Origin of the sequence: Sorangium sp. So ce327, from assembly GCF_051530205.1 — a bacterium.
GTDB lineage: Bacteria > Myxococcota_A > Polyangia > Polyangiales > Polyangiaceae > Sorangium > Sorangium cellulosum_B.
Genome location: NZ_CP150330.1, coordinates 2,253,572 through 2,271,251, shown reverse-complemented (window position 1 = coordinate 2,271,251; position 17,680 = coordinate 2,253,572). Strand labels below are relative to the sequence as shown.

Annotated in this window: 8 protein-coding genes; 5 read left to right on the top strand and 3 right to left on the bottom strand. The window is 70.7% G+C overall.

What is annotated here, in order from left to right:
• Window positions 1–26: 26 nt before the first annotated feature.
• Both WME95_RS08550 and WME95_RS08545 read left to right on the top strand, forming a co-directional pair.
• A complete protein-coding gene (locus tag WME95_RS08550) occupies window positions 27–1,391 on the top strand; it encodes a DUF1552 domain-containing protein (RefSeq protein ID WP_437910965.1) in 1,365 nt (454 codons plus the stop codon).
• A 52-nt stretch (window positions 1,392–1,443) separates the two neighbouring features.
• Window positions 1,444–3,234 (top strand): glycoside hydrolase family 44 protein, encoded by a 1,791-nt coding sequence (locus tag WME95_RS08545; protein WP_437907926.1) that lies wholly within the window; start codon window positions 1,444–1,446, stop codon window positions 3,232–3,234.
• A gap of 139 nt (window positions 3,235–3,373) precedes the next feature.
• Here the strand turns inward: WME95_RS08545 and WME95_RS08540 are convergent, their stop codons facing one another.
• The gene (locus tag WME95_RS08540; protein ID WP_437907925.1) at window positions 3,374–3,922 is read right to left on the bottom strand and encodes a hypothetical protein; all 549 of its coding nucleotides are present in this window, start codon (window positions 3,920–3,922) and stop codon (window positions 3,374–3,376) included.
• Between the two features lie 691 nt (window positions 3,923–4,613).
• Here WME95_RS08540 and WME95_RS08535 point away from each other — a divergent pair.
• The gene (locus tag WME95_RS08535; RefSeq protein ID WP_437907923.1) at window positions 4,614–6,158 is read left to right on the top strand and encodes a S10 family serine carboxypeptidase-like protein; all 1,545 of its coding nucleotides are present in this window, start codon (window positions 4,614–4,616) and stop codon (window positions 6,156–6,158) included.
• Between the two features lie 139 nt (window positions 6,159–6,297).
• Here the strand turns inward: WME95_RS08535 and WME95_RS08530 are convergent, their stop codons facing one another.
• Window positions 6,298–7,839 carry an amidase gene (locus WME95_RS08530; protein WP_437907922.1) on the bottom strand — a complete coding sequence of 514 codons (1,542 nt, stop codon included), beginning with the start codon at window positions 7,837–7,839 and terminating at the stop codon, window positions 6,298–6,300.
• A gap of 551 nt (window positions 7,840–8,390) precedes the next feature.
• On the opposite strand from WME95_RS08530, the gene WME95_RS08525 reads away from it, so the two are divergent.
• Window positions 8,391–9,689: a cation:proton antiporter gene (locus tag WME95_RS08525; RefSeq protein ID WP_437907921.1), complete on the top strand. Its 1,299-nt coding sequence runs from the start codon at window positions 8,391–8,393 to the stop codon at window positions 9,687–9,689.
• Between the two features lie 63 nt (window positions 9,690–9,752).
• Here WME95_RS08525 and WME95_RS08520 read toward each other — a convergent pair whose 3' ends face one another.
• The gene (locus WME95_RS08520; RefSeq protein ID WP_437907919.1) at window positions 9,753–11,030 is read right to left on the bottom strand and encodes a serine hydrolase domain-containing protein; all 1,278 of its coding nucleotides are present in this window, start codon (window positions 11,028–11,030) and stop codon (window positions 9,753–9,755) included.
• 692 nt (window positions 11,031–11,722) lie between these two features.
• Between WME95_RS08520 and WME95_RS08515 the strand changes: the two genes are divergently transcribed.
• Window positions 11,723–17,656, top strand: a complete 5,934-nt coding sequence (locus WME95_RS08515; RefSeq protein WP_437907918.1) for a PAS domain-containing protein — start codon at window positions 11,723–11,725, stop codon at window positions 17,654–17,656.
• Window positions 17,657–17,680 lie beyond the last annotated feature (24 nt).

Here is a 17,680-nt window from a genome sequence, read left to right as displayed (position 1 = left end):
TCGCAGGTACCCCCATGACGAACAAAGTGTTGAACCGACGAACTGTTCTCCGGGGCATGCTGGCGACGGGCGCCGCCGTCACCATCCCGCTCCCCTTGCTGGAGATCATGCTGAACGAGAGCGGCACGGCGCACGCTCAGACGAAGACGCCGGTGTCGCCGCTCTACGTCACGTGGTTCTTCGGGAACGGCACGCTGCCCGGTCGCTGGAAGCCGACGCGCACGGGCTCCGGTCAGGCCTGGGAGCTCAGCCCGGAGCTCCAGCCGCTCGCGGACCTCAAGTCGTACCTCACGGTGATCAGCGGCCTCGAGAACAAGCTCGTGGTCTCCGGCGTCGAGCACCCCTCGGGGTCGGCGGGAGCCACGACGGGCGCGCCGCTCAGCGGGAACGCCGTGCGGGCCGCGTCCATCGACCAGGTCGTCGCGGGCGCCATCTCCGAGGGGGCGCCGTACCGTTCCCTCGAGGTGGGGGTGACGCCGGCGACGCCGAACGGCCCTCAGGACTCGCTGCACACGGTCTCGCACAGGGGGCCAAACGCGCGCAACAACGCGGAGTTCGATCCGAAGGCCGTGTTCAACCGATTGTTCATGGGCGGCTTGCCCGAGCCGAGCGACGACGGCGCGGAGCAGGCCGCGAAGCTCGCGAACGTCCGGAAGAGCGTGCTCGACTCCGTCCTGCAGGACGGCGCGAGCCTGAAGCAGCGGCTCGGGGCGGCCGACAGGCATCGTATCGAGGAGCACCTCGAGTCGATCCGGGCCATCGAGCAGCGCCTCGAGACCACGTCGTCCGGCGGCGGCACGACGTCAGCGTGCAAGAGCCCGACGGCCCCCACCACCGGCAAGGATGGGCAGAGCGAGGCGCCCCCTGCGGTGAACACCGCCATGGTCGAGCTCTCGGCGCTCGCGCTCGCCTGCGAGAGGACCCGCGTGCTCTCGTTCATGTTCTCGCTGCCCGCCGCGCACGTCTATTATCGGCACCTCGCGCAGGACATGAACGACGACTTCCACGACACCATCTGCCACGGGGATGCCGGAGATCAATCGAGTCAGCCTCGCGTCGACAAGGGCGTGATGTACACGATGCGCTGCCTGAACGAGTTCTTGACGAAGCTCAAGAACACGCCGCACGGCAGCTCGAACCTGCTCGACAGCTCGCTCGTGTACGTCACGTCCGACACCGCCTGGGGTAAGATACACACGAGGACGGAATGGCCGGTGCTCTTCGCCGGGAAAGCCGGAGGGCGGCTGCGCGGCGACGAGCACCACAACTTCCCCGGCGACAACCTGAGCAAGGCGCTCCTGACGGTCGCTCAGGTCATGGGCTTGAACGTGACGGAGTTCGGCGCCGACGCGGGGCGGGTCACGTCGCCGCTCGCGGGCATCCAGGTCTGAGCGCGCCAGCACGCGCCGCGATCCCGCGGAGGGATGGAATACCATGCACCGCATGCTTTCTCGACATGCTCCCGTCTTGCACGCCACGCTGATCCTGCTCGCATCTGCCGCCTTCCTCGCCTGCGGCGACGACGCCGACACCTCCTCTGCTGGCAGCGGCGGCGCCGGCGCTTCGGGCGGCGGCACCGGCACGGCCAGCGGCGGCACCAGCACGGCCAGCGGCGGCGCCGGCGCTTCGGGCGGCGGCACCGGCACGGCCAGCAGCGGTCAGGGCGGGTCCGGCGGCCATCCTCCCGCGGACCTCGTCGAGCCCGGCGATCCCGGGCCGGGTGATGTCACCTTCACCGTGCGCGCCGATCGGGATGTGCGCCCCATCAGCCGGCTCATCTATGGCGCCAACTGGGCCGAAGACCTGGACGGCGAGCAGCGCGGCACCACCGTCGTGCGCATGGGCGGCAACCGCATGACCGCGTACAACTGGGAGAACAACGCCTCCAACGCCGGCTCGGACTACATGTACCAGAACGACGGGTACCTCGCCGGGAACAGCCCGAGCGGCGATGTCCCGGGGGCGGCGGTGCGCATGCACGCCGAGGGCGCGCTGGCGCACGGCGCCGCCTTCATCGCGACCATCCCCATCTGCGGGTATGTCGCGGCGGACAAGGACGGCGGCGGCGACGTCAACCAGACCCGGAATTACCTCGAGACCCGCTTTCACCCGACGATCGCGCGCAAGGGCGCTCCCTTCTCCTCGTCGCCCGATCTCGGCGACAACGCCGTGTACCAGGACGAGTTCGTCGCCTGGATGAAGCAGGCCTTCCCCGACGCCTTCGAAGGCGACGTCGCGAGCGTCCTGTTCTCGCTCGACAACGAGCCCGACCTCTGGAACCACACCCACGAGCGCATCCACCCGGAGCCGGTGCGCTACGCCGAGCTCGTCGACAAGAACATCGAGTTCGCTTCCGCGATCAAGGACGTCGCGCCCAACGCGCTCGTCACCGGCTTCGTCTCCTACGGGTATTCGGGCTATGTCAGCCTCCAGGACGCGCCCGACGCGGACGGCAACTTCATCGAGCACTGGCTCGACGCCATGAAGGCCGCCGAGATGAGCGAGGGGCGCCGCCTGGTCGACGTGCTCGACCTGCACTGGTACACGGAGATCTACGCGAACGGCGAGCGCCTCACGAGCTCCGACGCCTCCCCCGCGTCGGTCGAGGCCCGCGTCCAGGCGCCGCGCTCGCTCTGGGACCCGACCTTCGTCGAGGACAGCTGGATCGCGAACGACGTCGTGCGCGGCCCGATCAAGCTCATCCCCTGGCTCCAGGGCCTCATCGACGCCCATTACCCGGGCACCGCCCTCGGCATCACCGAGTACAATTACGGCGGCGGCAACCACATCTCCGGCGCGATCGCGCAGGCCGACGCCCTCGGCGTCTTCGGCCGCGAGGGCGTGTTCCTCGCGACGATCTGGGATCCCGGGGAAGAGGTCTCGATGCTCCGGGCCGGCGTGCGCGCCTTCACCAGCTACGACGGGCAGGGCGCGCGCTTCGGCGATACGTCCGTCCGCGCCGAGACGAGCGATGTCGCCAAGGCCACCGTGTACGCGAGCATCGACGAGGCCGATCCGAGCCGCATGGTCCTCGTCGCCATCAACAAGACAGCGGCCCCGCTCACGGCCGCGGTGACCCTCGCCGCCCACGAGAGCTACACGGCCATCGACGCGTGGCAACTCACGTCCACCAAGGCCGATCTCGTGCGTGCCGACCCGATCGCGCCGCGCGCCACGAACGCCTTCACCTACGCGATGCCGGCCCACAGCGTGTCGGTGCTGGTCCCCCGATAGCCGCGTCCCCCTCGTCCGGAGCGTCGTCGAGACATGCTCCGTCGAGACATGCGGAGACTCGACACGGTTTTGACAAGCCGGATCTCCGCGCGAAGGGCCTGAGCGAGCGAGCCGGGGTGGCGGGCGCTGGGCCCGGCGCTCAGCGGTACGGGCAGTCGAAGTTCCAGCGAAGATTGATGCCGTACTCGCGCGGACAGTAGACCACGTGGGTCTGCGCGTCGTTGCTGAGGCCGAAAGGCTCGTTCAGATCGACCGGGGTGCCCTGCGTTCGGCCGGTGATACGCCACTGGTACACGGCGTCCGCCGACCAGACGAGGTTGATCCCGTAGTCGCGCTCGCGGTATTTGATGTACTTCTCCGCGCTCGGGTTCGTGACGAAGAGCGCCACCGGCTCGCCGTACCGCACGGTTCCGCCAGCCTGGGGGATGAACCGCACGTTGCCCAGGTTCGAGCCGCTTCGCCACCCGAGGTTGATCCCGTACCTGCGCTCGCTGTACACGACGTACTGCTCCACGAACGTATTCTTGAGGCCGACGTACGAGCTGCCGGTGATGGTGCAGGGCACGCCCCGCGTGCAGGCCGGTCCCTCTCCCCGCCATTCCACGTCGGGCGCGGAGATGGCGAGTTCCGCTTCCTCGACGCGCTCTTCATCCTGTGTTGAACCCTCGGGCTCATCCGCTGAATTCACGGCGCACCCCGTCATCAGGAGGGTCGCGAAAGCCAGTCCGAACGCGACGCATCGCAGGCCAAAGGACTTGTTTTCAAGCTGATTCGATTTCATGTGAGCTCCTCAGGTTTCCGGGAATTGCCGCCGCAAAGCGGCCTCGACGGAGGAGCGCCGGCGCGTGAGCCGCATGCAGGTCCGATCGCTCCAGCGCGACCTGCACCGCCTCACACCGCGCCTGCGTCACCTGTCGTCGGTGTCGGTGTCGGCGGCGAGCGACGGCAAGCGAGATGCCATGCGAGGAGGCCGTTGCCGAGGCGAGGCGGATGCGTGACGCGGAAGATGACTGCCCGCATTGTCTGGTCATCCGAGCGCCGCCCCACGGCGAGACCGGCGCGTTCATCCGCGGGACCGGCGAGCCACGCTGCGTCGCGGACACATCAGCGAGCTCCCGGCGCGCCGGCAACGCCGCCGTCGAGCGGCGCTCGAGCGGGTCGCTCGTGCACATCACGCTCGAGGACGCCGGCGTCGGGCTCGACCCCGGAATCGACTTGATTGCATCGCTCGGGCTGGCGGTGGAGGTTCGAGAAGCCTCGCAACAGGGAGAAATTCGCGAGATTCAGACGACCGCCCACGGCGCACCGCGCGATGGTGTGCCCCGCGCACGTCGAGCGTTTTGTTTGATGGGAACGCCGCGCAGCGCCCACCCACCGGCATGGCATCTCTTCGCGCTGGGCTCGGCGGCGTCACCATGGCGGGCACGCTGCTTGTCGTGGGCTGTGGCGGATCCGGCAGCGATCCGGGCGGCAACGGCGGCTCCGGAGGCAACGGTAGTCAAGGCGCCTCCACAGGCAACGGCGGCTCCGGGGGCGACGGCCCCGTGGCCGTGCTCTCCGCTGAAGCCGGCTTCATCGAGGTCCCGGGCTCGCCAACGCTCGGCCTGAACTGGCCCGCGCGCATGTTCTACTCGTTCCAGCCCGCGCAGGAGCGCCCCGACAAGGCCCCCCTCCTCCTGTTCTTCAACGGCGGCCCTGGCGCCGCGACCACCAGCGTCCTTTTGCCCTATGGGACCGCGCCGTACACGCTGGATCCAGAGGCGCCCGCCGACGCCGCCCCGATCGCGAACGCCGCATCCTTCACGCGCTTCGCGAACCTGCTCTATGTCGACCCCCGCAGCGCAGGCTTCTCCTACGAGCTCGCGACCGTGGACCCGGCGTCGGACTGCTACCGCGACGTCCCCCTGTACTTCGCCGACGCCGCCGACTTCGTGTACGTGCTGCTCGAGTTCCTCGAGGCGCACGAGCCGCTGCGCGACAACCCGGTGGTGATCGCCGGCGAGAGCTACGGCGGCACGCGCGCGACGATGATGCTCCACATGATGCAGAATTACGCCCGCGACTCGGACAGCCTCGAGCTGATGGACAGGCCGCCCTCCTGGCTGAAGGACAAGATGCAGGCGCACCTCGACGCTGCGTTCCCGGCGCGCGCCGGGGCCCCTCGGGAGCCAGCGCAGGTCGCCGAGCAGTTCGGCTGGCAGCTCCTGATTCAGCCCAGCCTCTACGGAGCAGAGCAGAGGATGTACGAGGCACCGATGGTGAGGCAAGACCCGGATTTTGCCGAGTACTTCGCCGACCCGGACGCGTGGGACGGGTACGATGTCCGCCGCACGTCCGAGGAAGGAGCGCTCATCAAGGAGCACGCCTATCACGCGATGCGTACCCCCGAGCACCTCGAGACCTTGCTGGGCGTGGACCTGACCGAGGTCGCCGGGCTCGCGCCGCCGGGGCGGGAGCCCTCGTTCCGCTACTTCGAGAGAGACGATCCTGCGGAGATCGCGGCGAGCGAGAGCAGCCTCCGCGCCGAGCTCGGCGAGCTCGACGACACCGACGCGTACTGGCTGCCCTCCACGCGGCCGTGCGGGAGCTTCGCCGGCGATTACGGCACCCTCAGCGCGTTCACGAGCCTCCTGGAGCGCACCGCGACGTTCATCACCAACGCCCGCTACGACGCGGTCGTTTACACCGAGGCCTTGCCGGTATTCCTGAGCGAGCACTCGGCCTTCACCGTCGACGTCGACAGGTCGGTGCCCGCGGGCGCCGCGCGCCCCGGCGTCGTTCGCCTCACGAACGACACGACCGAGACGTCCTTCCGCTTCCCGGCCTACGAGTCGGGGCACAAGGTCTCCGTCGACGCCCCGCGCGAGCTCGCCGAGGACGTCGAGGCGTGGCTCGCCGAGACCGGCGCGACCGCCGCAAGATGACGGCACGGCTGCCGCGAGGCGGATCGCTGCGCGAAGAAGCGTGGTGCGATGAAACGTCACGGCGCGCGCCGTACACGCGGGTTGGGCTGGGCCCGCAGACGGCTCCCGGCCCGCCACGGCAGCGTGGACCGCGCTCCCGTCAGATCGCCGGCGCTCGGTAGCCGCCGAGCTCCCGCTCGATGTGGCCGGCCAGGGCGAGGACGACATCCTCGCGGAAGGGACGGCCGATGATCTGGACGCCGACCGGCGTTCCTCGCGACGAGGTGCCCGCGCGCACGACGACCGCCGGCCACCCTGTCATGTTGTAAGCGAACGAGTAGCTGAATCCTGCGTAGACCCCGTGCTCGACCCACGCATCGTGGGGCAGCGCCTCGAGGACACAGGGCGGGCAGACGATGGCGTCGACATCCTTCATGAAGCCGAGCATCCGCCCCCGCCAGGCGTCCAGCCGCTCGACCGCCGCGGTCAGCTCACCGCTCGACAGCGGCTCGCTCGCGAGCGCGGCGTCCACCTCGGCGCCGGGGTCCGCGGTCCCGGCCAGGTCCAGGAGCCGCTTCAGCCAGGCGCCGCCGTCCGCCCGGAAGATATCTGCGTCGATCGTGAGCACGTCGCTCAGCGCATCGGGCTTCTTCGACTCGACGCGCGCGCCGCCCGCTTCCAGCGCGGCCGCCGCGTCCACCACCGCCTGGCGCACCGCCGCGTCCGGCGCCGCGATTCCGTTGTCGGTGTGCATCGCGATCCGCAGCTCCCTGAGCTGCACGTGCTTCGGGTCGCCGAGCGGCGCCGGGATCAGCGCCGCGTCGCGCCAGTCAGGCCCCGCCAGGACGCTGAAGAGCAGCCATAGATCGTCGACCGAGCGGGCCATCGGCCCGAGCACGGTGAACGATTGGAGCAGCCCCTCCGCCGGGACGATATGGCCCGTCCGCGAGATGCGGCCGGAGGTCGGCTTGAGCCCGGCGATCCCGCAAAAATGCGACGGCACGCGGATGCTCCCGCCGGTGTCGCTCCCCACGTCGAACGCCGAGCCGCCCGCGGCCACGATGGCGCCCGCCCCCCCGCTGGAGCCGCCCGGTGACAGGTCGAGGCCATACGGATTGCTGGTGCGCCCGTAAACTGCGTTGTTCGTCTCGTAAGACCACGTCATCTCGGGCGTATTGCTCTTGCCCAGCAGGATCGCCCCCGCTTCCCTGAGGCGCCGGACCACGGTGGCGTCCTCCACCGGAACGAAATTGGTTCGCCCGCTCGTCCCGCCGGTCGTCACGACGCCCGCGGTATCGATGGAGTCCTTGATCGTCATCGGCACGCCGTGCAGCGGCCCGAGGTGCTTGCCTCTCGCAAGGGCCTTGTCCGCCGCCCGCGCCTCGGCTCTCGCCTCGTCGGCGCGGAGCTTCACGACGGCGTTCAGCCGCGGATTGATCTTCGCGATGCGCGCCAGGTGCGCCTCCACGACCTCGAGCGACGACACCCGCTTTTGGCGGATGAGATCCGCCAGCTGCCCCCCGGTCGCCCGTGTGAGCTCCGACCGCGCCTCCGCTGCAGGCGCATCGATCGGCGTCATCCCATCGCATCCGCCCGACAGGGCCGCCACCCCCCCGGCGAACGCCCGCAAGAAGAAGCGGCGCGAGATCTCCCCTGGTTGCGCGGCAGCGCCCGGGTCATTGACGTTTGCTGATTCGCTCATGCTCTCCTCCCCACGGGAGCGTCGTGAGCCGGTGTCGCACGGCTCGCGAGACGCACACCGCGATTCTTCAGGTTTAAATGATGCCTTTACAGGAGCGAGCCATTGCACAGCAGGATACCGGCAATAGTGAAGGGGCCGCCGTCGCCCCACGGCCCATGCCCATTTACGGCGCTCACCGCGCGCGGTTGCGCCGCCGACCACAGATTCGACCGGAAGCGCGAGCGGCGCCAGAGGCACCGACGAGGCGCACGTCGCATCACCAGGCCAGAGGCGAAGCTGCCGCAGACACACGCACATCTCGCCGCTCGGTAGGACGGTGTGCAGCGTCCACGGGAGGTCCACTCACGTCGTCAGACGTCCGGAAAGCGCGAGGAGCAGGTTGTCGCGCCCCCGGCCTTCGGGCAGCACGGCGCAGGCCCCGCAGTCGAGGCTTGACATTTTGAGTCGGCTTGGATTTGCTTCCCTCGGGGAAACTTTGACGTGCAACTTTTTATCCGGACGTCTCCTCGCCTCGCTCGAGCCGGCGCGCGTCCGTCTGTAAGCCTGGGAGCATGGATCTATTCCAAGTCTCGGCAGCGCTGCTCTCGCTCGCTGCGATCTTCAGCTTCTTCAACCACCGGCTCCTCAAGCTGCCGACCACGATCGGGTTGATGCTGATCGCGATGACGGCGTCCCTCGTCATGGTGGCCATCGGAGAGCTGTTTCCGGAGGTCGAGGCCGAGGCGAAGGAGCACCTCCATGGCATCGACTTCAACAAGACGTTGATGCAGGGGATGCTCGGCTTTCTGCTATTTGCCGCCGCGTTGCACGTCAACCTGGCGGATCTGAAGAAGCAGCGGGTCGTCATCGGCGTCCTGGCCACCGGGGGTGTGCTCATGTCCACCGTGCTGGTGGGCGGCATGACCTACGCCCTGATGACGCTGATGGGCGTGCACATCCGGCCTGTCTACTGCTTGCTCTTCGGCGCGCTCATCTCCCCCACCGATCCCATCGCGGTGCTCGGGGTCCTCAAGCACGTGGGGGCGCCCAAGGAGCTCGAGATGAAGATAGCCGGAGAGTCGCTCTTCAACGACGGCGTGGCGGTTGTGGCGTTCATCGGGCTCCTGGAGATCGCGTCGGGGACGTCGGGCCTCGATCTGCAGCGGCTCTCGCTGCTGTTCGTCCAGGAGGCGATCGGCGGCGTGCTGTACGGCCTCGCGCTCGGCTTCGTGACGCTCGCCATGCTCCGGCAGGTCGACGACTACAAGGTCGAGGTCTTGCTCTCGCTGGCGACCGCGGCGGGCGGCTATGCCCTGGCGTACGCGATCCATGTCTCCGGCCCCATCGCCATGGTGGTGGCCGGGCTCTTCATCGGGAACGAGGCGCGCGCCGGCGCCATGAGCGAGAAGACCCGCGAGCACCTGGACGACTTCTGGGAGCTGATGGACGAGATCCTGAACGCGGTGCTGTTCGTCTTGATCGGCCTCGAGCTCTTGATCGTCGCCTTCGACGCCCAGTCGCTGCTCGCAGGGCTCCTCGCGTTTCCGGTCGTGCTGCTCGCGCGGTTCATCGCGGTCGCGCTGCCGGTGAGCCTCATGAAGAGGCGCAGGGTCTTCACCCCGGGGGCGATCCGCATCCTCACCTGGGGCGGCCTGCGCGGCGGCGTCTCGGTGGCCCTCGCGCTCTCCATCCCCGGAAAGCTCGCGGACGGCACGCTCGTTCCGGAGCGCGAGATGGTGCTGACCATCACCTATGTCGTTGTGGTCGTCTCCATCGTGGTGCAGGGCCTGACCATCGGCCCCTTGCTGCGCCGGACGCTCGCCGCCGCCGCCGTCGAGCCGGAGGAGCCGCTCCCCGTGGAAGCCGCCTGAACGACCTGGAGAAGCGGCGTTCGCCCGAGATCCTCGCCTGTCGAGGCGCCGCTCGCCCGCCGCTCAGCGGTGCACGGCGTTGATGATGCCGTCGAAGAACTCGGTGCAACCGACGTTGTCGAGCATGCGGTTCCAGCCGAGCTCGTCGAACGGCTGCGGCAGCCCGTGGTTGGTCAGGAGGACGCCGATGATCTCGAGATCCGGATCGACCCACATGAACGTGCCGGCGCCGCCCGCCTTGCCGAAGGCGCGCGGCGACAGGCGCATGCCGCCGTTCGAGAAGCGCCGCGTCCGCATCTCCCACCCGAGGCCCTTCGGGGCGAGGAGCAGGTTGTTGATGGGCGAGGTGTCGGTCTCCGCCTCCGTCACGTAAGGCGTGTTGTTCTTCTTCATCTGCCGGACCAGATCGGGCCGCAGGACCTCGGCGCCGCCATAGGCGCCGCCGTTCAAGATCATCTGGCAGAAGACGGCGACATCGAGCGCGGTGGTGAACACGCCGTCACAGCCGGCGATGCCGCCCAGCGCGAAGTCCTGCTCGTCCTGCACCTGGCCCCGCACAAGGCAGCCCCGGCGGGCGGAGTACCCCGTGGCCGCGACGCGCTCGACGAGCTCCGGGGGCGGGTTGTACATCGTGTCGCTCATGCCGAGAGGACGCCAGATGCACTCTCTCGCGATGGCGTCGAGATCTTCCCCCGCGGCGGCCTCGATCATGCGGCCGAGGAGGCGGTAGGTGAGATCGCTGTACAGCGCCGATCTGCCCGTCGCGTATTCGAGCGGCGTCTCGGCCATGATGCACCAGGCCGTCTCGACGTCCTCATCCAAGCACTGGTTGTCCAGCGGGAGACCGGACGAGTAACGGAGCATGTCGTAGACGGTGACGGCGCCCTTTCCGTTGGCGGCGAAGTCCGGCAGGTACCTGGCGACCGGCGCGTCCAGCCGAATCACGCGCTCCTGCACGAGCGCGAGGGCCGCCGCCGCCGTCGAGAGCACCTTGCTCATCGACTGGACGTCGAAGATCGTGTCGAGCGTCACCGGCTCGTCGGCGCCGGCGACCTTGCTGCCGAAGGCCCGGTGACCCACGATGACCCCGCGCCGCGCGACGAGCGCCGTGGCGCCGGGAAACAGGGCGTCGTTCACGCGGCGCTGGATCCGCGCGAAGACGTCCTCCAGCCGCTCCGAGCTCATGCTCACGTCCTCGGGCCGCCCCGTCGTGAGCGTCGTCGAGCATGCGCCTCTCCATGGGTCCGAACCGAGCGCGGGCGCCGCGGCGGCCACCGAGGCGACCTGGGTCATCCCTTGCAAGAACATCCTGCGGTTGACCGCTCGTCGTTGTTCGATCATGGCTCTTCCCAACCTTGCTTTCATCAAGAACGAATCCTTCCACGGCGCTTGCCCCCCCGGAGGGCCGGAGGCGCATTCAGCGTGGGCGTCTGGCGTGAAGGTTCGCAATATGTACGCCAGCGTGACCTGCCGTCTCCCCTTCGAGCTGCACCGCCAAAATGAGCTGCTACCTGGCCGCTGGTTTCAGCCGAGAGGTCCGGCGCGTCCCCTTCAATGGAGTTGGCACGACTGGAATGGAAGCGCAATCGATTGCGGGATGACGCAAGCAGATGACATCCTGGACGACCGCGGACGACCGCGGACGAATGAACGCGCTGCTCCCGAGTTCCCGAGTTCCCGAGTTCCCGAGGGGCCACGGGCCCTCGTGGCCTGACGTCTCCCCCGCTGCCTCTCCCGTCGTCTCTCCCCCCATCACTCGCGCTCTCGCGCGCCAGCGGACGATACCGTGAGGGTCCCGCTCAAGGCCGAGCTCGGCGGACGGCATCCGACGGCGCTGCGATCGACGCGGCTCGCCCTGATCGGCCGTCACGCTGCAGCCGGCGCGTCGAGCCGATCATCGGACGCCTGGACCGCCGCGGCGAAGGCCGCTCACCGCTGGTATCGATCCTGCCTGTCGATCGACAGCGCAGCGCAGGCGCTTTCGAGCGCAGCCGCGCCCTGGAGAGGTGTGTAACGCCCAGCACGCCAGAGCCATGCAGACAGCGACCGAATACCTCGCGGAGGCCGTGCTGGACGAAGGACCAGATTTCGCGCTCTACCGGGCGCGCGAGCCGGCGGGGCGGAGCGTCCTCGTCAAGGCCCTGAAGGTCGCTCACCCCTCGACGGCCGAGTACGAGGCGCTGCGGCGCGAGCTGGAGGCGACCCGGCTGGTCGGCTGCGACGTGGCCATGGAGGCGGCGCGGATCTGCACGTTCCATGGCCAGCCCGCGCTCGTGCTCCACGACGACGGAGCGACGCCGCTCGCCCGCCTCATGGGCACCCCCATGGATCTCGGCCGGTTCCTGGGGCTCTCCATCGGCATCGCCGGGGCGCTGGCGACGATCCACGGGCGGCAGATCGTCCACCTCGGCCTCACCCCGCACCGCGTGATGCTCCTGCCGGGCGACGACATCAAGCTGACCGGGTTCAGCCCCTGGTCGCTCTCGCCGGGCCGGTGTAGCCCCCGATCGGCCCGTCCGTCCCCCTGCACCTGGCCGTACCTGTCGCTCGAGCAGGGCGGGCGCCTCGGCGTCGCGATCGATCACCGGTCGGACCTCTACTCCCTCGGGGTGATCCTGTTCGAGCTCCTCACCGGACGGCTGCCGTTCTCCGCGAACGATCTGCTGGGATGGCTCTACTGCCACGCCGCGGTCGTCCCCCCGTCGCCGCTCGTGTCCGTGCCCGGGCTGCCCTCGACCGTCGGCGAGCTCGTCCTGAAGCTGCTCGCGAAGCTCCCCGAGGACAGGTACCAGAGCGCCGCCGGCCTCCAGCACGATCTCGTCCGGTGCCGGGAGGCGCTCCGGACAGATGGGCGGATCGCGCCGTTCCAGCCGGGCCTCGCCGACGTGCCGCCGCCTCTCCGGCTGGCCCCCGGGCTCTACGGCCGCGCCGGCGAGGTCGCGCGGCTGGAGAGCGCGGCGGCGCGCGTCGGGCGCGATGGCCGGACGGAGCTCGTCCTGATCTCGGGCCCGCCGGGCGTGGGCAAGACGCGCCTGGTCCATCACCTGGGCGAGTCCGTCCGCGCGCCCGCGGCGCGCTTCACCGGCAGCAGGTGCGAGGCGGCCCCGCGCCATGCCCCGTGCGAGGCGCTCCTCGCGGCGCTGGACGGCGCGCTCGTCCAGGCCCTCGAAGAGGGCGAGGCGCCGCACGCGGAGCTGCAGCGCGGCCTCGCGGCGACGCTGGGCGCGAACGCGCCGCTGCTGGCCGGCATGCTCCCGGCGCTCGCCCGGATCCTCGGCCAGCGGAGCCCGCCGCCCGAGATCCCGCCCCCCGAGGCCGAGGCGCGGTTCCAGCTGGCGCTCAGCCAGCTCCTCGGCGCGCTCGCGCGGCCGGGGAAGCCGCTCATCGTCTTCCTCGACGACCTCCAGTGGACAGACGCCGAGACGCTGAAGGTCGTCGAGCGCTGGGCGACCGACCCCGGCGTCCGCGACACGCTGATCCTCGGCGCGTACCGGAGCAACGAGGTCCCCGACGCCCACGCGGTGCGCCGGATGATCCGCCGGCTCCGCGAGCAGGGCGTCGCCGTGACCGAGATCGCGATCGCCCCCCTGTCCGCCGACGCCGTGACCTCGTGGGTGGCCGACTCGCTGCGCGCCCCCCGGGAGGAGGTCGCCCCGCTCGCGGCGAGCCTCCACGAGAAGACAGGGGGAAATCCGCTGTTCATCGCGCAGCTCGCGGGCACGCTGCACCAGGAAGGGCTGATCCGCTTCTCGACCACCGCCCGAGCGTTCCGGTGGGATCTCGAGAAGATCCGGGCCAAGAGGTGCTCGGACGACGTCGCCGAGATCATCGCCGCGAACCTCCGCAGCCTCGACGCGGGCACGCAGGACGCTTTGCGGCGGTTCGCCGTGTTCGGCGACGCCGCGGATCTGACGACCCTGGCGCTCCTCCTCGGCTGCCCGGAAGACGCCGTCATCGAGCGCCTGCAGGCGGCCTTCGCGCTGCGGCTCATCGTCCGGATCGACCGCGAGATCCGCTTCCTGCACGACCGCATCCATCAGGTCGCGTACGAGCTCACCCCCGCCGAGCAGCGGCCCGAGGCGCACCTCGCCGCCGCGCGCGCCCTGCTCGACGGCCTCCCGCCCGAGCGCATCGAGGCCCAGCTCTTCGAGATCGTGCGCCAGATCACCCGCGCCGCGCCGCGGATCACGTCCCCGGAGGAGCGGACGCGGGCCGCCGAGCTCAACCTGCGCGCGGGCCGGAAGGCCCAGGCCGCGACCCACCACGCCGCGGCCATCGGCTTCTTCCTGCTGGGCGCGGAGCTGCTCGCGGGCGCGCGCCGCCTCCCCGCGCGCGCCGGGCTCGCGTTCGAGCTCGACTTCGCGCTGGCCCAGTGCCGGTTCGCGACCGGCGAGCTCGCGGCCGCGGAGCGCCTCTGCGCGTCGCTGTGCGAGCGCGCCCCCGGGCGGTGCGTGGCCGCGACCGTGTACGCCCTGCTCGCCGAGATCCAGGTCGCGCAAGGCGCGATGGACGCCGCCGTCGAGAGCTGCGTCGCGGGCTTCGGCAACTGCGGGCTCCCCCTGCCGCGCCACCCGGAGGCCGCCGCGGTGGACGCCGCCGTCGCGGCGGTCCTGGGTCGCCTCGAGGGCGGCGCCCTCGCCATCGCCGCCCTCGCGGACCTGCCGCCCATGACCGACCCGCGCGCCCGGGCCGTCTGCGATCTCGCCGCCACGCTGTACCAGCCCGCTTACCACGCGAGCTGGGACGTCATGGCGGCCGCCGCCAGCGCCGCGGTGGAGCTCTCGCTGACGCACGGGAACACGAGCAGCTCCGCGGCCGCCTACGCGACCTTCGGGCTCGTCCTTGCCGAGCGGCGCGGGCGCCCCGCGGACGCGTTCGCCTTCGGCGAGGCGGGCTATCGGCTCGCCCAGCGCGAGGAGCACTCGCCCTACAGGCCCAGGGCGAGCTTCACGTTCATCGCCTTGCTCGGGTACCTGAAGATGCCTGTCCGACGCTGTCTGGAGCTCGCGCGGCGCGAGCTGGACGCGGCGCTCTCCGCCGGCAACTACCCCTTCTCGTGCTACTTCGGCCACCAGGTCATCGCGTTTCAGCTGTTCGTCGGCGACTCCCTCGACGACGTCGCCGAGGAGGCTTCGCGCCGCCTCGCGCTCGCCGAGCGCACCTGCGGGCCGGTGGACCAGGACATCTTCCGCGATCAGCTGCGGCTGCTCGCGCGGCTGCGCGACCCATCCGCGCCCGGCCGCCCTCCGGAGCGCTCCGCGGAGGAGCTCGCGCGGAGGGCGCCGATCAGGGCCTTCTATGGCCATCTCCTCGACCTGCAGGCGCGCGTGCTCCTCGGCGATCTGGGCGAGGCCGCCGGAGCGGCGGAGCGCGCGGGCGCCTTGCTGCACGCCGCGCCCCGCTTCCTCGGGGCCGCCCAGCATCACTTCTACGCCGCGCTCGCGCGCTCCGCCGGCCACGCCCGCGCGCCCCCGCCGGGCTGCCTCGAGGCCGTGCGCGCGCACCTCGCCCACCTGGCGGCGCTGGCGGACGCGTCCCCGGAGAACTTCGCACACCAGGCGGCCCTGGTCTCGGCCGAGCTCGCGCGCCTCTCGGGCGATGAGCTCGCCGCGGAGCGCGCGTACGAGCAGGCCCTCAAGGGCGCCCGCGCGGGCGGGTTCGTCGAGGTCGAGGGGCTCGCCAGCGAGCTCTGCGCGCGCTTCTACGAGCAGCGCGGGCTCGACACGGCGGCGAGCGCCTACCTCGCGCGCGCCCGCGACAGCTACGAGGCCTGGGGCGCGCGGGCGAAGGTCGGCGCCCTGCTCCAGCAGCACCCCGAGCTCGCGCGGCGGCCCGCGTCCGGGGGTGGCGACGTCAAATACCTGGATATGCTCGGCATTCTGAAGGCCTCGCAGGAGATCTCGAGCGCGCTGGTCCTGCCCCAGCTGCACGCCCGGCTCCTGCTCGTGGCCATGGAGCACGTGGGCGCGCAGCGCGGCTGCCTGCTCCTCTCGTCGCCGGAGGGCCTCGTCCTGGCGGAGGCGAGCGGCGACGGAGAGCGCGTCTTCGGCCCCACCGGCCACCTCGCGGCGCCGTCGCAGGTGCCCCTGTCGCTCTGCACGGCCGTCGTCCGCAGCCGCAAGCCCATCGCGATCGCCGACGCAGCCGCGCCCCACCGGTTCGCCATGGATCCGTATTTCGGCGAGGCGTCGTGCCGCCGCCGCTCGGCCCTCGGGGTGCCCATCGTGCGCCAGGACGAGGCGGTGGGCCTGCTCTATCTGGAGAACAACCTGGTCCCGGGCGCCTTCTCCACGGCGGAGCTGGGCGTCCTCGATGTCCTCGCGTCGCAGGCGGCCATCTCGCTCGAGAACGCGCGCCTCTACGGCGAGCTCCAGCAGGAGAACGCGCAGCGCCGGCGCGCGGAGGCGTCCCTGCACGACAGCAGCTCGCTCCTGCAGGGCATCCTCGACAACACGCCCGCCGTCGTGTTCGTCAAGGCCCCGGACGGGCGATACCTGCTCATCAACCGCCGTTACGAGGACGTCGTTCACGTGACCCGCGAGGACATCCTCGGCAAGACCGACCACGAGCTGTTCCCGACCGAGATCGCCGACGCGGTGCGCGCCAACGATCTCGCCGCGCTGCGGGAGGACCACCCCATCGAGAGGGACGAGTACGTCGCGGCCCCCGACGGCATCCACACGTTCCTCTCCCTCAAGTTCCCGCTGCGCCATCCGGACGGGACGTCGTACGCGGTGTGCGGGATCGCGACGGACGTCACCGAGCGCAAGCGCGCCGAGGAGATGCTGCGCCACTCGCACGCGCTGCTCGAGGCCACGCTCGACTCGACGGCGGACGGCATCCTGGTCGTCGACGACGCGGGCCGCCCCGTGCGGCACAACCGCAGGTTCAGGGAGATGTGGGGGATCCCCGAGCAGGTGCTCCTCTCGCACGACGACCGCCTGGCGCTCTGCCTCGATCAGCTCGCGGACTCCGAGCAGCTCCTCCAGCAAGCGAGGAGGACGAGGAGCGTCGACGACCCCCGCGAGGCGAGCGGCGTCGACACCCTGATGTTCGACGACGGCAGGGTCGTCGAGCGCTACTCCCAGCCTCAGCGCGTGAGCGGGCGCATCGTCGGGCGGGTCTGGAGCTTCCGCGACGTGACCACGCGCGTGCAGGCCGAGCAGCAGCGGGACCGCCTGCTCGCGGACGAGCAGCGGGCGCGCGCCCGCGCGGAGGAGGCCGTCCGCGCGCGGGACGAGTTCCTCTCCGTCGCCTCGCACGAGCTCCGGACCCCGCTGACCAGCCTGCAGCTCGCCGTCCATTCGATGGAGAAGAAGCTCTCGCGCGGCGCGGAGGGCATCGAGCGGGCGCGCGCGTCGGTCGATCTCTCGCTGCGGCAGATCAAGCGCCTCGTCGCCCTCGTCGACATGCTCCTCGACGTCTCCCGCATCCACGCGGGGCGCCTGGAGCTCGACCCGATCGAGATCGATCTCCGCGCGATCGTGGGAGAGGTCACGACGTACCTGGACGACCAGCTCGCGCGGGCGGGCTGCGCGCTCGACGTGCGCGCCGCCGGGCCGGTCGTCGGCCGCTGGGACGCGCAGCGCATCGAGCAGGTCGTGACCAACCTGCTGAGCAACGCGATCAAGTTCGGCGGGGGCAAGCCGCTAGAGCTCACCATCGCGTCGGACGGAGAGACCGCCCGGCTCTCGGTCACCGATCATGGCATCGGCATCCCCGCCGACGTCCGAGAGCAGGTCTTCGAGCGGTATCGCCGGGGCGTCTCGTCGCGCCATTACGGCGGGCTCGGGCTGGGCCTCTACATCACGCGCACCATCGTCGAGGCGCACGGAGGGCGGGTGAGCGTCGCGAGCGAGATCGGCGAGGGCTCTACCTTCTCCGTCGAGCTGCCGCTCTCGCGCGACGTCGACCCGCCCGCGAGCGCCCGGGAGCCGCGGCGGCGGCGGCGGCAGCGGATCGAGTAGCGACGAGCGCGTTGACAGCGAGCG

Excerpts from the sequence above, each read along its gene's own strand:
- WME95_RS08520 (WP_437907919.1), bottom strand. The coding sequence starts at position 11,030 with ATGATCGAACAACGACGAGCGGTCAACCGCAGGATGTTCTTGCAAGGG.
- WME95_RS08535 (WP_437907923.1), top strand. The coding sequence starts at position 4,614 with ATGGCATCTCTTCGCGCTGGGCTCGGCGGCGTCACCATGGCGGGCACG.
- WME95_RS08525 (WP_437907921.1), top strand. The coding sequence starts at position 8,391 with ATGGATCTATTCCAAGTCTCGGCAGCGCTGCTCTCGCTCGCTGCGATC.
- WME95_RS08545 (WP_437907926.1), top strand. The coding sequence starts at position 1,444 with ATGCTTTCTCGACATGCTCCCGTCTTGCACGCCACGCTGATCCTGCTC.
- WME95_RS08515 (WP_437907918.1), top strand. The coding sequence starts at position 11,723 with ATGCAGACAGCGACCGAATACCTCGCGGAGGCCGTGCTGGACGAAGGA.
- WME95_RS08530 (WP_437907922.1), bottom strand. The coding sequence starts at position 7,839 with ATGAGCGAATCAGCAAACGTCAATGACCCGGGCGCTGCCGCGCAACCA.